This is a genomic window from Euzebyales bacterium (assembly GCA_036374135.1).
GTDB lineage: Bacteria > Actinomycetota > Nitriliruptoria > Euzebyales > JAHELV01 > JAHELV01.
This window is the reverse complement of the sequence record DASUUK010000075.1, coordinates 1-17,492: the sequence shown is the minus strand read 5'-3', so window position 1 is coordinate 17,492 and position 17,492 is coordinate 1. Positions and strand designations below refer to the sequence as shown.

The following is a 17,492-nucleotide window of genomic DNA, read 5'->3' as shown; positions in this document are numbered from 1 at the left end:
GTCCCCACCGCCACCGTCGCACCCGCCGTCCTCGACGACCATGGCGGGCGCGGGCGACAGCACGACGGCGCGCGTGTCGACACGCTGCGTTCCTGCGTTCACGCCCGGTGGGCTCCCGCCCGTCAGTCGAACAGCGAAACCGTCGTGTCGGGATCGGGCGCCGGTACGTCGAGGTGCGCGAACGCGCTCCGCGTCGCCACGCGGCCGCGGGGCGTGCGCGCCAGCAGCCCCTGCTGCACGAGGAACGGCTCCACGACGTCCTCGATCGTGTCCGACTCCTCCCCCACCGCGACCGCCAGCGTCGACAGGCCCACCGGCCCACCCGCGAAGTGGCGGCACAGCGCGTCGAGCACGCGACGGTCCAGCCGATCCAGACCGCGACCGTCGATGTCGAACAGCTCCAACGCGCTGGCCGCGACGTCGGCGTTGACCACGCCGCCGGCCCGCACCTCGGCGTAGTCACGGACGCGCTTCAGCAGGCGGTTGGCGATGCGCGGGGTGCCCCGGCTGCGCGCGGCGATCTGCCGGGCGCCCGGTCGCTCGACCTCGACACCGAGGATCGCGGCACTGCGCAGCAGGATCTCGGCGAGGTCGACGGCGCCGTAGAACTCGAGGTGTGCCGAGAACCCGAACCGGTCGCGCAGCGGCGACGTGATCAGCCCGGTACGGGTGGTGGCGCCGACGAGGGTGAACGGTGGGAGCGGCAGGCGGATCGCGCGCGCACCAGGGCCCTTGCCGATCACGATGTCCAGGGAGAAGTCCTCCATCGCCGGATACAGGATTTCCTCGACCGCGCGCGGCAGCCGGTGGATCTCGTCGATGAACAGCACGTCCCCAGGCGCGACGTTGGACAGGATCGCCGCGAGGTCGCCGGCACGTTCCAGTGCGGGCCCACTGGTCGCACGCATGTCGGCACCCATCTCGGCGGCGACGATGCCGGCGAGACTGGTCTTGCCCAGCCCGGGCGGTCCACTGAACAGCAGGTGATCGACGGCGCCGTCCCGCGCACGTGCACCCTCGATCACGAGCGCGAGCTGCTCCTTGATCCGTTCCTGCCCCACGAAGTCGTTGAGCTGCCGGGGGCGCAGCGACGCGTCGAGCTCACGGTCGCCCTGGATTGGCTGACCGGTCAGGATCTCCTGGTCGTCGGCGCCCGCGGGACCGGTCATCGTGCGGCCGCCAGTACCTGCAGGGCCCGGCGCAGCAGCGTCTCGGCGTCCTGTGCGCCGCCGTCGCCGACCGTCTGCAGCGCGCGCGTGATCTCGGACGGTTCGTAGCCGAGCGACGCGAGCGCAATGCGCACCTCCGCGCGGGGATCGTCGTCGGTGGCGGGTGGCGGCGCTCCCGCGCCCGTGCGGTCGGAGGTCAGCGTGCCGGCGAGCTCGAGGATCAACCGCTGCGCGGTCTTGCGGCCCAGACCGGGCACCGTCACCAGCGCCTTGGTGTCCTCCGCCAGGATCGCGTCGCGGAGGCCGCCGGCGCCCAGCGTGGCCAGGGCCGACAGCGCCAGCTTCGGTCCGATGCCGTTGATCCCCAGCAGCCGCTCGAACAGGCGCAGTGCGTCGATGTCCGGGAACCCGAACAACGTGAGTGCGTCCTCCCGGACCGCGAGGTGGGTGTGGATGACGACCTGCTCACCCAACCGCTGTGGGAACGCGCCGGCCGGTACGAGCACCCGGTACCCGACACCGGACACGTCGACCACGACACCGGACACGTCGACGTCGACCAGTTGGCCCCGCAACCGCGCGATCATGCACACTCCCCGCCCAGCGGCTCGCTGACGCTCGCCCTCACCCCTGTCTCGCTCCCACCGGCTCGCTGCACGACCTGCGCGCCCGGACCCGCCGCGGCGATCGCTGCGGCAAGCCGGGTGGCGTACCCCGCGCCCTGGAGTGCGGTGTCCGACGCGATGCCTCCGCTGCGCCACATGTGGCACAGCGCGACCGCCGCCGCGTCCGCGACGTCGGCACTGCGCGGCGCACGATCGAGGCGCAGCTGCGCCTGCACGAGGTACTTGACCTGGGCCTTGTCCGCGTCGCCGTGGCCGGTCACCGTCGCCTTGACCTGGGTGGGTGTGTAGTGGACCACCGGCAGGTCGGCGTGCGCGGCCGCGAGCAGGATGACACCGACCGCCTGCGCGACGGCCATCGCCGACCGGGCGTTGGCGTTGAACAGCAGGCGCTCGATCGCGAGGACGTCGGGCCGGTGGGTGGCGACCAGGTCCACCACCTGATCGTGCACGGCGGCGAGGCGCTGCTCGTCGGCGTCGTCCGCCGCGGTGCGCACGAGGTGGTGGGCGACGAGCGCGCTGGCCCGGACATCGCCCTCGACGATCGCGACGCCACAGCGTGCGAGACCGGGGTCGACGCCCATCACCCGCACGATCCCACTCCTCACCATGCCACGCGGTGTTGCGGCATGAGGCGAACGCATGTTCGTTCCGGACCCTAGCACGGCCGGCGCCTCAGCGTCCGCACGTCGTGACGGGCGCCGGCGGTTCGAACGGTTCGGCCGCCGGGCGCCGTCGAGCGGACGACGGGACCGTCATCCTGTGCAACCGTCACGCGACGGCTTCGAGGACCTCGTCGGGGATGTCGAAGTTGGCGTACACGTTCTGCACGTCGTCGCAGTCCTCGAGCGCCTCGACCAGCCGGAGCACCTGGCGTGCGACGCTCTCCTCGGCGACGGGCACGTTCACGCTGGGCAGCATGGTCGACTCCGACGACTCGATCGGCACGCCGGCCGACGCGAGCGCCTCGCGCACCCCGTTGACGTCGGCGGGCTCGGAGGTGATCCGGTAGCTGTCACCCTCCACCACCACGTCGGTGATGCCCGCCTCGAGTCCGGCCATGAGGATGTCGTCCTCGTCGACCTCGCCGGCCGGCACCATGACGACACCGGTGCGCGTGAACAGGTAGTTGACCGCGTTCGGCTCGGCCAGCGCACCACCGTGCTTGTTGAAGGCCGCCCGCACGTCGTTCGCGGCGCGGTTGCGGTTGTCGGTGAGGCACTCGACGTAGATCGCCACGCCGCCGGGCGCATACCCCTCGTAGTAGACCGTCTCCCAGCTGACGCCGCCGCCGTCGCGTCCGGCGGCACGCTTGAGCGCCCGCTCGATGTTGTCCTTGGGGACGGAGTTGTCCTTCGCCTTCTGCACCGCGGTTGCCAGCGTGGGGTTGGCGTCGGGGTCGGGACCACCGTCGCGCGCGGCCGCCTCGATGGCGCGGATCAACCGCGCGAACAGCTTGCCGCGCTTCGCGTCGGCAGCGCCCTTCTTGTGCTTGATCGTTGACCATTTGGAGTGCCCGGACACAGCTGCTCCTCTTCGGCTGGTACGGTGGATCAGCGCTGCCGCGCGCGGATGACGTCGACGAACAGCGCGTGCAGGCGCGGGTCGCCGGTGAGCTCGGGGTGGAAGGCGGCGGCCAGCAGGTGTCCCGCGCGCGCGACCACGACTTTAGCACCGAGCGGTGTGTCGACCTCTGCGAGCGGCTCGACGTCCGGACCGAGACGCTCGAACCAGGGCGCTCGGATGAACACGGCGCGCAACCCCGGCGCGGGTATGCCCTCGACGTCGAGCGTGCCCTCGAAGCTGGCGACCTGTCGTCCGAACGCGTTGCGCCGCAGGGTGGTGTCCATCACGCCGAGCAGCGGTTGGTCGCTGTGGGTCCCGTCGTGCAGCAGCGCCTCGGTCCCCATCAGGATCGCACCCGCGCACGTCCCGAGTGCCGGAAGGCCCGCTGTGAGATGGGCCCGCAGGGGCTCGAGCAGTCCGAAGCGCTCGAGCATGGTGCCGATCGTCGTCGACTCGCCGCCTGGCAGCAGCACGCCGTCGAGGTCGTCGAGCTGCTCGGCATGACGCACGGCGACGGCCCGCGCGCCCGCCAGGGACAGCATGCGGACGTGCTCGAGCACGTCACCCTGCAGCGCGAGGACGCCGACGACGGGGCCGAGCGTGCTCAGCGGACGCTCGTCGTCGACGGCGATCAGCGGCTGACCGGGGAGCCGCGCCCGCTGCCGGTGGTGGTCAGGGGTCACAGAAGTCACCCGGCGTCGTGCGACCTCACCGAGCCGCACGTCACCAGCCACGACCGGCGAGCCGCTGTCCCTCGGCCAGCGATTCGTTCGCTATGCCGACCATCGGCGCGCCGAGGTCGCGGGAGACCTTCGCAACGATCTCGGCGTCGTTGGCATAGGTGGTCGCCTCCACGATGGCGCGGGCACGCTTGGCCGGGTCACCGGACTTGAAGATGCCCGACCCGACGAACACGCCGTCCGCACCGAGCTGCATCATCAGCGCGGCGTCCGCGGGCGTCGCGATGCCTCCGGCGGTGAACAGCACGACGGGCAACCTGCCGGTCCGCGCGACCTCGTCGACCAGGTCGTGGGAGGCCTGCAGGTCCTTCGCGGCGCGGTAGCGCTCGTCGGGCGACATGGCGGTCAGCCGCCGGATCCCCGTCGTGATCGCCCGCATGTGGCGGACGGCCTCCCTGACATCGCCCGTGCCGGCCTCGCCCTTCGAGCGGATCATCGCCGCGCCCTCGGCGAGCCGTCGCAACGCCTCGCCGAGGTTGGTGGCGCCGCACACGAACGGGACGGTGAACGCGTGCTTGTCGATGTGGTGGGCCTCGTCGGCCGGGGTCAGCACCTCCGACTCGTCGACGTAGTCCACACCCAGCGACTCGAGCACCTGCGCTTCCACGAAGTGGCCGATGCGGGCCTTGGCCATCACCGGGATCGACACGGCCTGCATGATGGCGTCGACCACCGACGGATCGCTCATGCGCGCGACGCCGCCGTCGGCGCGGATGTCGGCGGGGACCCGCTCGAGGGCCATGACCGCCACGGCGCCCGCCTCCTCGGCGATCCGTGCCTGCTCGGGGGTCACGACGTCCATGATCACGCCGCCCTTGAGCATGTCGGCCAGGCCACGCTTGACCCGGTCGGTGCCACGCTGCGGCGTCCCGGCGGCGGTCGCGGGCGTTGCTGCATCGGTCATTGCCGGCCTTTCACGCACGTGCGGTGTGCGGCGGAGCCACGTCCCGGCACGGTGGGTGCGCGACGGGCTCTGCCGCTGGGATGTGGACGCTCATCCCCCGGCGTCGTGACGGCTGGGGGACACCTGATGCGTCCCTTTCGAGCCTATCGTGGGGCACCGTCCGGGCGCCGCGTCAAGGGTGCGATCTGCTGCGCGCACGGGGTCGGACACCGGTGCAGCCACACCGTGCCGGCCATCGGGAACGGCGTGCCGTCCGCCTGTTCGATGTCCGGCGGCGATCCGGGTGCCTCGGCGACCCATCGCGCGGTGTGGCGACGCCCGGCTCTGAGCACCACGGCGGGGCCAGCGCCCCGCCACCCGGTGCCCCGGCTCGTCTCAGCGACGACGACGGTGCCCACGGCCACGGCGACGCCGTCGATCTGCGATGCCGGCGCGTCGCCGCCTGCGGCACCACGGATCCAGGCGCCCCTGCGGGGGTCGTACGCCCATCGGGCGCGCGCGGACGCCCCGGCCGCGACGACGATCTCGGTGACCGGCCGACCGGCCGCAACCGGCGGCGGACCGGTCGGCCAGCCACCAGCCTCGTCGGCCTGCTCCCGACGCGACGGCCGCAGCGCGCGCGCCTCCTCGATGACCGCATAGGCGTTGTGCGGAGCCCGCCGTGCGGGATCGCGCACGACGACGCCGGGCGGCGCACCCTCTTCCGCGACGACCGCGCCGCTCCGCCGTGCGGAGACCGGCGCGACGGTCGTGACGATCGCGGCGTCCCAGGCGCGGGCGACCGCGACGTCGTCCGCCGTCGCATCCCGGAGCGGCCCGACCACGCCCCCGGTCTCGCGGGTGAGCGCGACGACCGCGGTCCCCGCCCGCCGCCGCGGGTACTCGACGACGGTGTCGGCGGAGTTCAACCCGGCCAGCGACGCCGATGGTCCGTCGACGCGCACCGGAACCGCCAACATCCGCGCGGACCGCTCCGGGCCGGCCGGCGGCGTCGCCGCCGGCCGGGTCGGCGTGGGCGCGTGGTCACGCCTGGCCGCACGTGATGGCGTCGGCGCGACCCGGTCGGCAGGGCCGGGCGCCGTGCACGACACCACGATGAGCGCCGCCACGAGGGTGGTCAGCGCACGCCGACGCGCTGACACCACCGGCCGTGCAGTCGATCGTGCGGCGTCAGAACTTGACCTGGACCGGCGTGCGGCTGTCGGTGTCGGCCTCGAAGTACTCGTACGCGTCGAAGTTGGCGAGGTTGGCGATGATGTTCGTCGGGATCCGCTGGCGCTTCGTGTCGTAGCGGTTGACCGTGTCGTTGTAGGCCTGACGCGCGAACGAGATCCGGTCCTCGGTGTTCGTCAGCTCGTCCGCCAGCTTCCCGAACTGCTCACTGGCACGCAGTTCGGGGTAGTCCTCGGCCGTCGCGCGCAGCTCGAACAGCGCCCGCGACAACTCGTTCTCGGCGTCCGCCTTCTCCCGAACCCCGTGCGCCTCCATCGCGCTGGAGCGCGCTGCGGTGACCGCGGTGAACACGTCGCGCTCGTGCTCCGCGTATCCCCTGACGGTCTCCAGCAGGTTGGGGATGAGGTCGTAGCGCCGCTTGAGTTGGACGTCGATCGTCGACCACGCATTCTGCACGCGGTTGCGCTGCGTGACGAGCCCGTTGTAGCCCGCGACCGCCCAGACCAGGGCGACGACCACGAGGATGAGGGGGATCGCGACCAGGATGATGGCGAGCGTCGACATCGGACCGACCTTTCGTGATGACCGGGACCCCGATTGTACGTAGACGCCGCGTCCATCGGGCAACGCCGCCGACCGGATCAGGCGACAGCTTCGTACAGTTCCTCGAGCTGGGTGGCCACGACGCCCCAGTCGAACTCGGCGGCGTGGCGTCGGCCCTCGCTGGCCATCGCGTGGCACAGCTTGTCGTTCGACAGCAGGGTCAGGATCGTCTCGGCCAGCGCGGGAGCATCGTCGGGGGCCACGAACCGGCCCTGCTGCCCGTCGCGCATGACGTTGCGGAACCCCGCGATGTCGCTCGCGACGATCGGGAGTCCGGCAGCCATCGCCTCGAGCAGCACGATGCCGAACGACTCACCACCGGTGTTCGGTGCGACGAACAGGTCGGCGCTCGCGAAGTACCGCGGCTTCTCGGCCTCGTCGACGTGACCGACGAACAACGCGTCGTGGCGGATCGAGCCGGGGATCATCCGCTGGCAGCGCTCGCGCTGCGCGCCCTCACCGACCACACAAAGGCGCACCGTCGGCATGGCGGCGCGCACGCGGAGGAACGCACGGACGAGCACGTCCAGACCCTTGCGTGGTTCGAGCCGGCCGACGAACAGCAGCAGTGGCCGCTCCGGGTCGCGCAGGGCGTCGATCGGCTCGGCGACGAAGCCACCGACATCGATGCCGTTGGGGATCACCCGGAACGCACCGATCGGCACGCCGAGCGCCTCGGCCGCGTAGACCTGCGCCGAGGGTGAGACCGCCACGCACGCATCGAGCCGTCGGACGACGCGTCGTCCGACGGGCGCGATCAGGCGGTAGAGGCGGTCGCTGTCGGACCACGAGTGGAAGGTGGCGACGACCGGATGGCGCCCCAGCGCCGCTGCTGTGGACGACACGAGCGGCGACAGCGGCTCGTGCACGTGCGTCACGTCCGGCGCGAACCGGCGGAGTTGCCGCAGGACCCGCGCCGCGGAGGTGGGCGCGATCGCGACCGGCGCGACCGACCGGTTGTAGGGCAACGGCGTCGGGCGCCCGACGTCGACGACCGCCGGCGCGGGGAAGGCCGGTGGTGCGCCCCGCCGGTGCGGTGCGAACACCGCGACCTCGTGCCTGCACGACAGGTGCGTCGCCAACTGGGCGACGTGCGCCTGCACGCCGCCGGGGCGGCTCCAGTCGTACGGGCAGACCAGTGCGATCCTCACGGGCCGTCCGACCGGGTCGGTCTGGACCAGATCGGCTGGAAGGCGTGCCACTGCGTGGGGTCCAGGCGGATGATCTCCTCGAGCGCGACGGCCACCTGCTGCTGGGCGTCGTGGATCTCCATGTCGTGGATGCGGCGCGGCTCCAGCACCTGGAGGTGCCACCGGCGTCCCGGCCGCTGCAACATCGTGATCGGCACGATCGGCGCGTCATGGCGCCTGGCGAGCACGGTCGCACCGATGGGGATGCGGCACGGCGAGCCGAAGAAGTCGACGAGTGGTGCCCGGCCCGACAGATCCCGATCCGTCAGCAGGCCGACGAGGTGGTTCTCGGCGAGCACCTCTCCGAGCCGTGGGCCGATGCCACGGCCGCCGATGCGTGCGCGCGGCTCGAGTGGCACGACCTCCAACCCCATGGCCTCCCGCAACTCGACGAACCGGGCGAACAGCCTGCGCGGTCGCACGATCTCGGCGACGACGGCGAGGTGGTAGCCGTGGACCTCCGCCCAACGGGCGGCGATGTCCCAAGACCCGTGGTGGGCGAGCAGCACGACGGCACCGCGGCCCTCGTCAAGCACGGAATCGAGGTGCTCGAACCCGTCGGTCGTCACGCGCCGCGCGATGTCGTCCTCGCCGATGTCCGCGGCCCGGAAGGCCTCGACCCAGTAGCGCGCGTACGACCGGTGGGCGTCGACCACCGCGGCATCCAGGGCATCACGGTCGACCACACGGCCCAGGTTGGCGCGGAGACGCTCGCTGCCGGCCCCACCACGCCACGCGGCGACCCGCCCGGCGACGTCAGCGACGCCGAACGCAGCCGCCTCGGGCAGCCACCGGACGATCTGCCACGCGGCCAGCCACATCGCGCCGACCGCGCGCTGCCGCGCGGTGTCGGGACGGCGCGGTGGCACCCGCCCGGCAGCGCCGGGCCGGCGGTCCACCCCCCTGCCGGGCATCCCCGTGCCCCGGTACGCGGACGGCCGTGCGTCGGTCCTGTCGGTCACCGCCATCGCCGTCGGCCGTTCGGGACCGTGCGCGCCACCGTCACCGCGCGACGGCCTGGCCTCGCACGGCCCGCAGCCGCTGTGCCACGGTGATCGACCCACCGATCGCCAGCACCCACAGGGCCAGGGTCAACAGACCGAGGCCGATGCCCGCGATCAGCACGATCACACGCTCGGGACGTTCGAGCAGGCCGACGGTCGCCTCCCAGCCGAGCGACTCCGCCTTGGCCCGGATGTAGGACGTCACCACCGCCGCGGCGAGCGCGACCAGACCGACGCTGAACAGCACGGCGTCGCCGCGCACGACCCACAGCGCGGCACCGAAAAGCGCCACATCGCTCACGCGGTCGCTGACGCTGTCGAAGAACGCCCCCCAGGGGGTGGCGCCGTCGCGCAAGCGGGCGACCGTGCCGTCCAACGCATCCGCAGCCGTGGCCACGGCGAGCACCAACGCGCCGACGAGGTGGTGGCCCGACACCACCACCGCGGCTCCGGCCAGCGTCGCGACCACGCCGAACGTCGTCAGACCGTCGGGCGTCGCACCCAGCCGGGCGAGGCTGCGCCCGATGGGCACGACCAGACGGTCGGTTGCAGTGCGGGCGTGCGCGTTGATGACCACGGCGGACACTCTTGTTCGACGGGATGCCTCGACTGGCAGCGTAGCGCCTCATGCAGAGGCGAAGGCCGGAGCCAAACGTGCGTACGTCTCGGCCAGCAGCTCGGGGAGCACGCGTGTCTGGCCGATGACGGGCATGAAGTTGGTGTCACCGCCCCAGCGGGGCACGACGTGCTGGTGCACGTGGTCGGCGATGCCCGCCCCCGCGACACCGCCGAGGTTCATGCCCAGGTTGAAGGCGTGGGCGCCCACGGTGCGCCGCAGCACGCGGACAGCGCGTCGGGACAGCAACGCCATCTCCTGCAGCTCCGCGTCCGTCAGGCCCACGTAGTCATCGGTGTGTCGGAACGGGACGACCATCAGGTGTCCCGGGTTGTAGGGGAAGGCATTGAGGATCACGAACACGTTGGTACCGCGGTGGACGATCAGCGCCTGCTCGTCGTGCTCCCGCCCACGTCCGGGCAGCCGGCAGAACGGACACCCGTGCGACGACGCGTCGGGGTCGGTGACGTAAGCCGCCCGCCAGGGCGTCCACAGCCGCTGCAGCGTGTCGAGGCGCTGCTCGCTGCCGGCGACGTCCGCCGGGTCGGCGTTCACGCCGAGCCGCCCCCGCGCCGCTCGGCGATCTCTGCGGTGATCTCGTCGACGAACGTCGCGACGTCGACGCCCTTGCGCTGGCGCCCGTCGCGCGCGCGCACCGCCACCGTGCCCGCGTCGACCTCCGCGTCACCGACGATCAGCTGGTAGGGCACCTTGTCCATCTGGTGGCGACGGATCTTCGCGCCCAGGGTGTCGTCGCTGCGATCGACGTCCAGGCGCACCTGTGCGGCCGCCAGGCGCCGGCCGACGTGCACCGCGTAGTCCTGGTGCGCCTCGCCGATCGGGACGACGACGGCCTGCACCGGCGCGAGCCAGGTCGGGAACGCGCCGCCGAAGTGCTCGACGAGTATGGCGAAGAACCGCTCGAGCGAGCCGAACAGCGCCCGGTGGATCATGAACGGCTGGCGGGCGTTGCCGTCCGGGGCGACATAGCGCAGGCCGAAGCGCTGCGGGAGGTTGAAGTCGACCTGGATCGTGGTCAGCTGCCAGGACCGTCCGATCGCGTCGGTCACCTGGAAGTCGATCTTCGGGCCGTAGAATGCCCCTTCACCCTCGTCGACGACGTACTCCAGGTCCGACCGGTCCAGCGCCTCGGCCAGCGCCGCCTCGGCGTGCGCCCAGCCCTCGTCGGTACCGACGGTCTCCGCCTTGGGCGGTCGCGTCGACAACGCGACGCGCGAGGGGCCGTCGACGAAGCCGAAGTCGCGGTAGAGCGCGAGCGTGAAGTCGATGACCTCGACGACCTCGTCGACCACCTGCTCGTCGGTGCAGAAGATGTGCGCGTCGTCCTGGGTGAACCCCCGCGCACGCAGCAGCCCGTGCACCACGCCGGAGCGCTCGTAGCGGTAGACGGTGCCGAGCTCGGCCAGCCGCAGCGGGAGCTCGCGGTAGCTGCGCGTGCCGCTGCGGAAGATCAGCACGTGGAACGGGCAGTTCATCGGCTTGGCGTAGTAGTCACCGACCTCGCCGTGGCCCTTGTCAGCCATCCGCATCGGCGGGAACATCCCCTCGGCGTAGAAGTCGAGGTGCCCTGACGTCTCCCACAGGGTGCTGCGGCCCACGTGCGGGGTGTAGACCGGCTCGTACCCTCGCTCCAGGTGCGTCCGGCGGCTGTAGTCCTCCATGGCCAGGCGGATGTGACCGCCCTTCGGGTGGAACAGCGTGAGCCCCGTGCCGAGCTCCTCCGGCGAGCTGATCAGGTCGAGCTCGCGTCCGAGCTTGCGGTGATCCCGGGCGCGCGCCTGCTCGAGCCGCTCCAGGTGGGCGCGCAACGCCTTGCCGGACTCCCACGCGGTTCCGTAGATGCGCTGCAGCTGCCGGTTGGACTCGTCGCCGCGCCAGTACGCGCCGGCGACGCGCTGCAGCGCGAACGCCGGCACCCAGCGGGTCGACGGCAGGTGCGGACCGCGGCACAGGTCCACCCACTCGGTGCCGTCGGCACGCAGGTTGGCGTACACGCTCACCTCGCTGCCGACGGCACCCTCGTCGGCGTCGACCGCCTCGATGATCTCCCGCTTGTAGGGCTGGTCCGCGAACAGCTCGAGCGCCTCGCCACGCGACAGCGACCGCCGCTCGAACGTCTGGGCCTCGCGGACGATGTCGTGCATGCGGGCCTCGATGCGCGCGAGATCGTCGGGCGTGAACGGCGTGGCGACGTCGAAGTCGTAGTAGAAGCCGTCGGCGATGGGTGGCCCGATGGCGAACTTGGCGTCAGGGAACAGGTCCGTCACAGCCTGGGCCAGGACGTGGGCGACCGAATGGCGCAGGATCTGACGCCCGCGGTCGCTGTCCGCCCGCACCGGCTCGACCGTCGCCGACGCCGTCAGGTGAGCGTCGAGATCCCGTTCCTCGCCGTCGACCAGCGCGGCGATCACCTGCCCGCGCCGCGCCTCGAGCACCGACAGCGCGTCGGCGACCGTGGTGGGCGCCTCGACCGTCTCGGTCCGCCCGTCGGGCAGCGCGACGACGATGCTGGACACGATGATCACCTCGTTGGTCGGCATGCGTGGAGGCCCTGGCGCCCCGGCGCCGGCGGGCGTGTAGCAGGATAGCCGTGGCGCGGCTGCGACCGGCTGGCACGGGCCACCCACACCGGTGCGGACGACGATCAGGTGTCGAGGTCCGCCAGCAGCTGCCTGGCCCGCGCCGCGTCACCGGTGCGCACCAGCACACGGGTGGCGTGCCCACCGCTGTCGAGGCCGTAGACGGCACCGAGCGCGTCGCGACCCAACTGCGCCTCGACGCCCTCCGCCAGCAGGGCGCCCCGCGCCAGCACTGCGGCCATGTGCGGCAGCACGGTGACCACGCACCAGTCCCCGGCGCTCACCGCCGGCTCCACTGCCCCCGGCGCGTGAGCCGCGAGACGCGGCGTTCCGGCGTGTCGCCGATGACCTCGAGCCGTTCGGTGGCCTCCCGGTCGCCCGGTTCGAGCTCCAGCAGCCGCCGGTAGTGCAGGGCCGCCTGCTCGTAGTCCTGCTCGGCGAGGGCCACGGCTCCGAGTGCCCGGTGTGCCTCCGCGCTGTCGGGCGCGACGGCGTCGAGGCGTGACGCCGCCGCGTGCGCCAGCTCGACATCGGATTCCGCGAGGCCTTCGCGACTGAGCTCGATCAGCTCCTCGCGCGAATCGGGCAGCTGTTCAGCGGCGGACCCCGGAACCGCCAGCGCCGAACCCGTGCCCGTCGGGGCTGGCACCTCGGCATCCTCCCCACGGGCGCCACCGGACGCGGCCGACCGGCCGGCGCCAGGATCTGCCGTTTCCTGCCCAGACGCCAGCTCGCGCGTGAGCGATCTCGCCGGTCGCCATCGCCGACCACTGGGCTCGGGGGCGTCATCGACGTCCTGCGCGACGCTGACCGGACGGTCGCGGCGCGGGTCACGGACCGGTCCGACGGCGATCCACATCAACGCGACCGCGATGCCGCCGATCAGTCCGCGCACGACCCCCAGTCCGGGGATCGCAAGTCCGGCGAGCAGCCCCACGACCACGCTGCCGGCGACCGCGAGCGCGGCGATGCGCCGACCGACCAGCTCGGATCGCGTCGCCGCGTCCGTGGGCACGTGGCCTGCGTCGGCCGGCGCGGCGGTCTCCCGTCCGGTGTCGGGTGCGTCGTCGCGTGGTGACGGGTCCACCTCGTGGACCTCTCTCGCGTCGAGCACCTCGGCGAGCGCCTCGAGCGCGTCGGGGTCCTCGCTGTCGAGCTCGAGCACACGACGAAACGCCGCCTCGGCGTGCGCCAGCTCCCCGGCGTCGAGCGCCGTCTCACCGAGCATCAGATGGCCGCCGCGGTCATTCGGATCCACACGGATGGCCTGTTCGGCGGCGACCGCGGCATCGTAGACGGCACCTCCGGCCAGGTGCAGCTGTGACAGGACCGTCCAGCCGCGCGGATCCGAGGGTGCGAGCGCCGTGGCCTGCAGCGCGGCGTCGAGGCCCTCGGTGCGCCAGCGCGCGCGGGTGACAGCCGTCATCGCCAGCGCGAGCCATGCCTCCGACGACGACGGGTCGAGTCGCGTCGCCATGCGCGCGGCGTACATCGCGGCGGCGAACCGCTCGCGCAGGTAATCGATGCGCGCCAGCAGCAGCCAGACGGCCGGGTCGCCGGGGGCGATGCGCTGAACCTCCCAGGCCAGCACGCTCGCAGCATCGTAGATGCCATCGTCGATGAGGTCGTCGATCTCGACCAGCGCCCGTCGATCGGCACGCCGGCCGGACGCGTGCTCGGACCTTATGGGCTTCTCCATCCGTTCGCGCTCACACCGACCTGATGTCCCATGCACGACCTGCGCACACGTTGCAGCGGATTGTAATCCGTGATGCGTCTGGTGTGGATGTCATCTGTCGGCTTGGCGCGGAGCGTCGACACGCGCGCGATGACGGCGCGCGCGTCGGGTGACGGTGGGCGATGGCGACGCCACGCCGTCCGGGTCGAGCCGTGGGTCGAGCCACGGGCCGTGCGCCGGCGGGACTGTCCACATGGCCACGGTGACAATGCACTCGGGCGCGACGACAGCCGATACAACATGCGGAGATCGGCGACATGTGCCGGTCGATAGCGCCAGTCACGCCGTCGAATCCTCGTGGATCGCCTCGTGCCCAAGCCCAGGAAATACACGCGCGACGATGCCGTGCCCTACCGGGGGCGGGACCGCCGCGGCATCATCAACGCCCGCCCGGATGCGACCGGGCGGCCGTTCTTCATTGCCGGCTTCGGTCTCGTGGTGCTCACGGCCGTGGTGTTCGTGCTGCAGGCATCCGCTACGGCGCGGGACGAGCTCACCACGCTGGCTGCCAGCTTCGAGCTCAGCGCGGGTGCCCTCGGCGTCGTGGCCGCAACGCTGCTGGTCGTGCGCTGGCGCCTTGCCGGAGACGCGCGAGCGTTGTGGCTCGGCACCGCGGTCGGGACCTACGCGGCGCTGTCGATCGCCCTGGCCCAACTGCTGCCTGTCGCACTCGGTGAACAGGTCGACTGGGTGCGGCCCGCGAGCCTGCTCGTCTCGCTCGCGCTGTTCGCCCATGTCCTGCGGTCGCCGGAGGTGGACGCGCGGCTACGGCCGGGGCGGACCTTCGGCCTGGCGATCGTCGGGTTCACCGCGATCAGCATCGCGATCCTGTTGCTGCTGCGGGTCGGGCAAGATGCTCTCGCCGCGCAGGTGCTGTTCGGCCCAGGGACAGGTTCGACGGCGATCGGGGTGGCGTGGGCCACCTTCGCAACGATCTACGTGCTGCGCGGCATGCGCGACCAACGGCTGCTGTTCGCCTGGTACGGCCTGACGATGTTCGGACTGACCCTTGCCGAGCTGACCAGCGTGCTGCCGACCGGGCAGGTGCTGCCACTGGGCTCAGCGCTCATCCGCTCCATCGCGCTGCTCTACGCCGTCATCGGTGTGACCCGCGAGCTGCAGACCATGTTCGCCAGTCAGAGCAGCCGCCTGCTGCAGACGACCGTCGACACGTTGTCGACCAGTGCGTCCCTGCGTGCCGCGCAGCAGCACCAGCAGGAGATGGCCCACGAGGCCCGCAACGCGCTGACCGCCATCGAGGGCGCGACGCAGACACTGGAACGGTTCCGCGAGAACCTCGACGACGAGACCCGACAGTCCCTCGCGGTGGCGGTGTCGAGCGAGATCGGCCGCCTGCAACGGCTGGTCGGCGCGTCGGCGGGGACCAACCACCCGGTTTCGTTCCGGCTGGCCGACATCATCTCGCCACAGCTGGAGCTGGCCCGTGCACAAGGAGCGCAGGTGTCGGCGTCGACGCCGGGCGACCTCGTCGCGTACGGGCAGCCGGCCGACTTCGCCGAGGTGCTGCAGAACCTGCTGATCAACGCCCGGATCCACGGGCGTGGCCCGATCACCGTGCGCGCGACCCTCGGAGACGATCACATCCTCGTCTCGGTCGAGGACCGCGGCCCCGGCGTTCCTGAGGACATGCGTCACGAGATCTTCGAACGCGGCCGACGGGCATCCCACGCGCCGGGCAGCGGCCTGGGTCTCTATGTGTCCCGCGAGCTGATGAAGCAGCAGCGCGGCAACCTGTGGGTCGAGGATGCCGCCGACGGGGGCGCGGCGTTCATCATGGCCGTACCGGCCGGTCCCACGGCTACGGCGTCATCCTTCACCGACAGCGGGCGACTCCGGCCCGTCAAGCACGGCGGCGAGGGCGGCAAGCCCGCCAACGGTCACCGACCACTCACCCTGGGGGGTGCGGAGCACGCCGACGTCCGGGCTCGGGCTCGGCGCCGCGAGCACGAGGACCCGATCGACTGACATCCGTTCGGGCAGCGGCTCCTCGGTGACGATGGCCGCGGTGAAGTGCTGCGCGGTGGCGGGATCGGTGTGCCATGTGGCAGTGTCTGCGACGAGAACGTCGTAGTCATCTGCGAACGCACGCGCCAGCGTGTCGGCGAGCAGCCGTGGTTCCACCGCGATCAGCAGCCGCCTCGTCGCGTCGTGCACCTCCATGGCCCATGTATACAGCGGATCGTGGGCAGAGACTGCGCACGTGAGGGAACGAGCGCGGAGACGGACAAGCAATGCGTGTGATCATGATCGAGGACCACGAGCTGCTCGCACAGAGCCTGCAGCTCACGCTCAAGGCCGAGGACGTCGATGTCGTGCGGGTGTGGAGTGACGATCGCGAGGACCTGACGCAACAGGCGATCGCCAACGCGCCCGGGCTGCTGCTGCTCGACTTCGATCTGGGCGACCACGTCGGCGTGGCGTTCGGCCTGATCGAGCCGATGAGCGCGGCGGGCCTCGACGTGGTCATGCTCACCGGCGAGCGCAACCCCCTGGTCCTGGCCCAGTGCCTCGAGGAGGGCGCGGTCGGCGTGATCAACAAGTCGGTCAGCTTCGACGAGCTGCTGGAGCAGATCCACGCGGCGCTGCGCGGGGAACAGCTGATGACCCGCCACGAGCGCGAGGAGCTGTTGTCCCAGCTCCGCCTGCATCGTGCCGAACGGGATCAGCAGCTGCGGGTGTTCCATGACCTCACGGCACGCGAGGCCGAGGTGCTCGGCGAGCTGATGCAGGGCAAGGCGGCCGACACGATCGCCGAGGAATCGGTCGTCTCGGTGGCGACCATCCGGACGCAGATCCGCTCGATCCTCGGAAAGCTCGGCGTCAACTCTCAACTGGCCGCCGTCGCACGTGCCCAACAGGCCAGGTGGGAGCCACCCGTGACCCACTGATGGGGGCCCCTTCATCAGAATTGATGATGAAGGCTGTGACGCCGGCTCCGAGACTGGCGCGCAAGGTCAGATCCGCCGTGGCTGTAGCGGGTCTTGTCACATCACTGTCACACCACCTCGGAGACATTCACCATGACCGCTCTATACCTCGCGTTGCTGACGTTCACCGCGCCGCTGCGCACCCGACTCCGGTCCGACCGGGGCATCGAAGCCATCGAGTACGCGCTGATCGCCGCGCTGGTCGCCGCGATCATCGTCGCCGCCTTTGCGCTCATCCAGGGCCCCGCCGGCCCGGTGCAGGCCATCTTCCAGGCGATCGCGAACCAGCTGACCACCGCCGCGGGCAACGTCAACTGAGCCGTCGCGGTGCCGGGCGCAGCGGAGGGCTGCGCCCATCGTCATGAGGGAGTCCGTTTGAGGGGGCACAGGCGGATGTGCCATGGACGACGACACGGCTGGTTCCGTGCCCCCCGGCGGGCCGGGCCCGTTCCGCGACACCCCCGCGTGGACGGCACGCCTGCATACGCAGAATGGTCTCGAAACCATTGAGGTCGCGGTGATCTCAGGCGCAATCGTCCTGCTGATCATCATGGCGCTGCCGCCGTTGACCAACGGCATCCAGAACGCCGTCACGGCCGTGTCCAACGCCCTGACGGC

19 protein-coding genes are annotated in these 17,492 nt (G+C 71.6%); 4 read left to right on the top strand and 15 right to left on the bottom strand.

Translation table 11 applies throughout. From position 1 onward, the window contains the following. Positions 1-122 precede the first annotated feature (122 nt). The 15 genes from ruvB to VFZ70_13435 form a co-directional block, all read right to left on the bottom strand. Positions 123-1,169, bottom strand: a complete 1,047-nt coding sequence (gene ruvB / locus VFZ70_13505) for a Holliday junction branch migration DNA helicase RuvB (protein ID HEX6256816.1) — start codon at positions 1,167-1,169, stop codon at positions 123-125. Continuing rightward, complete coding sequence (gene ruvA / locus VFZ70_13500) at positions 1,166-1,756, bottom strand: Holliday junction branch migration protein RuvA (protein HEX6256815.1); 591 nt, start codon at positions 1,754-1,756, stop codon at positions 1,166-1,168. The genes ruvB and ruvA overlap by 4 nt, the downstream gene beginning before the upstream one ends. Beyond that, entirely contained in the window at positions 1,753-2,376 is a 624-nt protein-coding gene (ruvC, locus tag VFZ70_13495) for a crossover junction endodeoxyribonuclease RuvC (GenBank protein HEX6256814.1), read from the bottom strand. Before ruvC ends, ruvA begins: the two co-directional genes overlap by 4 nt. A gap of 187 nt (positions 2,377-2,563) precedes the next feature. Further along, positions 2,564-3,316: a YebC/PmpR family DNA-binding transcriptional regulator gene (locus tag VFZ70_13490; GenBank protein ID HEX6256813.1), complete on the bottom strand. Its 753-nt coding sequence runs from the start codon at positions 3,314-3,316 to the stop codon at positions 2,564-2,566. 29 nt (positions 3,317-3,345) lie between these two features. Then, positions 3,346-4,050 (bottom strand): pyridoxal 5'-phosphate synthase glutaminase subunit PdxT, encoded by a 705-nt coding sequence (gene pdxT, locus VFZ70_13485; protein ID HEX6256812.1) that lies wholly within the window; start codon positions 4,048-4,050, stop codon positions 3,346-3,348. 31 nt (positions 4,051-4,081) lie between these two features. Then, positions 4,082-5,002 (bottom strand): pyridoxal 5'-phosphate synthase lyase subunit PdxS, encoded by a 921-nt coding sequence (gene pdxS, locus VFZ70_13480; GenBank protein ID HEX6256811.1) that lies wholly within the window; start codon positions 5,000-5,002, stop codon positions 4,082-4,084. A 143-nt stretch (positions 5,003-5,145) separates the two neighbouring features. Then, positions 5,146-5,961 carry a DUF3048 domain-containing protein gene (locus tag VFZ70_13475; GenBank protein ID HEX6256810.1) on the bottom strand — a complete coding sequence of 272 codons (816 nt, stop codon included), beginning with the start codon at positions 5,959-5,961 and terminating at the stop codon, positions 5,146-5,148. A gap of 211 nt (positions 5,962-6,172) precedes the next feature. Beyond that, positions 6,173-6,739 carry a LemA family protein gene (locus VFZ70_13470; GenBank protein ID HEX6256809.1) on the bottom strand — a complete coding sequence of 189 codons (567 nt, stop codon included), beginning with the start codon at positions 6,737-6,739 and terminating at the stop codon, positions 6,173-6,175. Between the two features lie 77 nt (positions 6,740-6,816). Then, positions 6,817-7,929 carry a glycosyltransferase family 4 protein gene (locus VFZ70_13465; GenBank protein HEX6256808.1) on the bottom strand — a complete coding sequence of 371 codons (1,113 nt, stop codon included), beginning with the start codon at positions 7,927-7,929 and terminating at the stop codon, positions 6,817-6,819. Further along, complete coding sequence (locus VFZ70_13460; GenBank protein ID HEX6256807.1) at positions 7,926-8,930, bottom strand: phosphatidylinositol mannoside acyltransferase; 1,005 nt, start codon at positions 8,928-8,930, stop codon at positions 7,926-7,928. Before VFZ70_13460 ends, VFZ70_13465 begins: the two co-directional genes overlap by 4 nt. Before the next feature lie 40 nt (positions 8,931-8,970). Then, positions 8,971-9,558: a CDP-alcohol phosphatidyltransferase family protein gene (locus tag VFZ70_13455; protein ID HEX6256806.1), complete on the bottom strand. Its 588-nt coding sequence runs from the start codon at positions 9,556-9,558 to the stop codon at positions 8,971-8,973. A gap of 39 nt (positions 9,559-9,597) precedes the next feature. Further along, complete coding sequence (locus tag VFZ70_13450; GenBank protein HEX6256805.1) at positions 9,598-10,143, bottom strand: HIT domain-containing protein; 546 nt, start codon at positions 10,141-10,143, stop codon at positions 9,598-9,600. Continuing rightward, entirely contained in the window at positions 10,140-12,125 is a 1,986-nt protein-coding gene (gene thrS / locus VFZ70_13445) for a threonine--tRNA ligase (GenBank protein ID HEX6256804.1), read from the bottom strand. Before thrS ends, VFZ70_13450 begins: the two co-directional genes overlap by 4 nt. A gap of 128 nt (positions 12,126-12,253) precedes the next feature. Further along, positions 12,254-12,472 carry a hypothetical protein gene (locus VFZ70_13440; protein ID HEX6256803.1) on the bottom strand — a complete coding sequence of 73 codons (219 nt, stop codon included), beginning with the start codon at positions 12,470-12,472 and terminating at the stop codon, positions 12,254-12,256. Beyond that, entirely contained in the window at positions 12,469-13,887 is a 1,419-nt protein-coding gene (locus tag VFZ70_13435) for a tetratricopeptide repeat protein (protein ID HEX6256802.1), read from the bottom strand. The genes VFZ70_13440 and VFZ70_13435 overlap by 4 nt, the downstream gene beginning before the upstream one ends. Before the next feature lie 348 nt (positions 13,888-14,235). Here VFZ70_13435 and VFZ70_13430 point away from each other — a divergent pair, with 348 nt between their 5' ends. The 4 genes from VFZ70_13430 to VFZ70_13415 all read left to right on the top strand — a co-directional run. Continuing rightward, the gene (locus VFZ70_13430; protein HEX6256801.1) at positions 14,236-15,912 is read left to right on the top strand and encodes a HAMP domain-containing sensor histidine kinase; all 1,677 of its coding nucleotides are present in this window, start codon (positions 14,236-14,238) and stop codon (positions 15,910-15,912) included. Positions 15,913-16,178: 266 nt separating this feature from the next. Continuing rightward, on the top strand, positions 16,179-16,835 hold the full coding sequence (locus VFZ70_13425; GenBank protein ID HEX6256800.1) for a response regulator: 657 nt from the start codon (positions 16,179-16,181) through the stop codon (positions 16,833-16,835). Between the two features lie 132 nt (positions 16,836-16,967). Further along, positions 16,968-17,192 carry a Flp family type IVb pilin gene (locus VFZ70_13420; protein ID HEX6256799.1) on the top strand — a complete coding sequence of 75 codons (225 nt, stop codon included), beginning with the start codon at positions 16,968-16,970 and terminating at the stop codon, positions 17,190-17,192. 82 nt (positions 17,193-17,274) lie between these two features. Continuing rightward, positions 17,275-17,492: hypothetical protein (locus tag VFZ70_13415; GenBank protein ID HEX6256798.1), on the top strand; the 218-nt coding region annotated here is incomplete at its 3' end.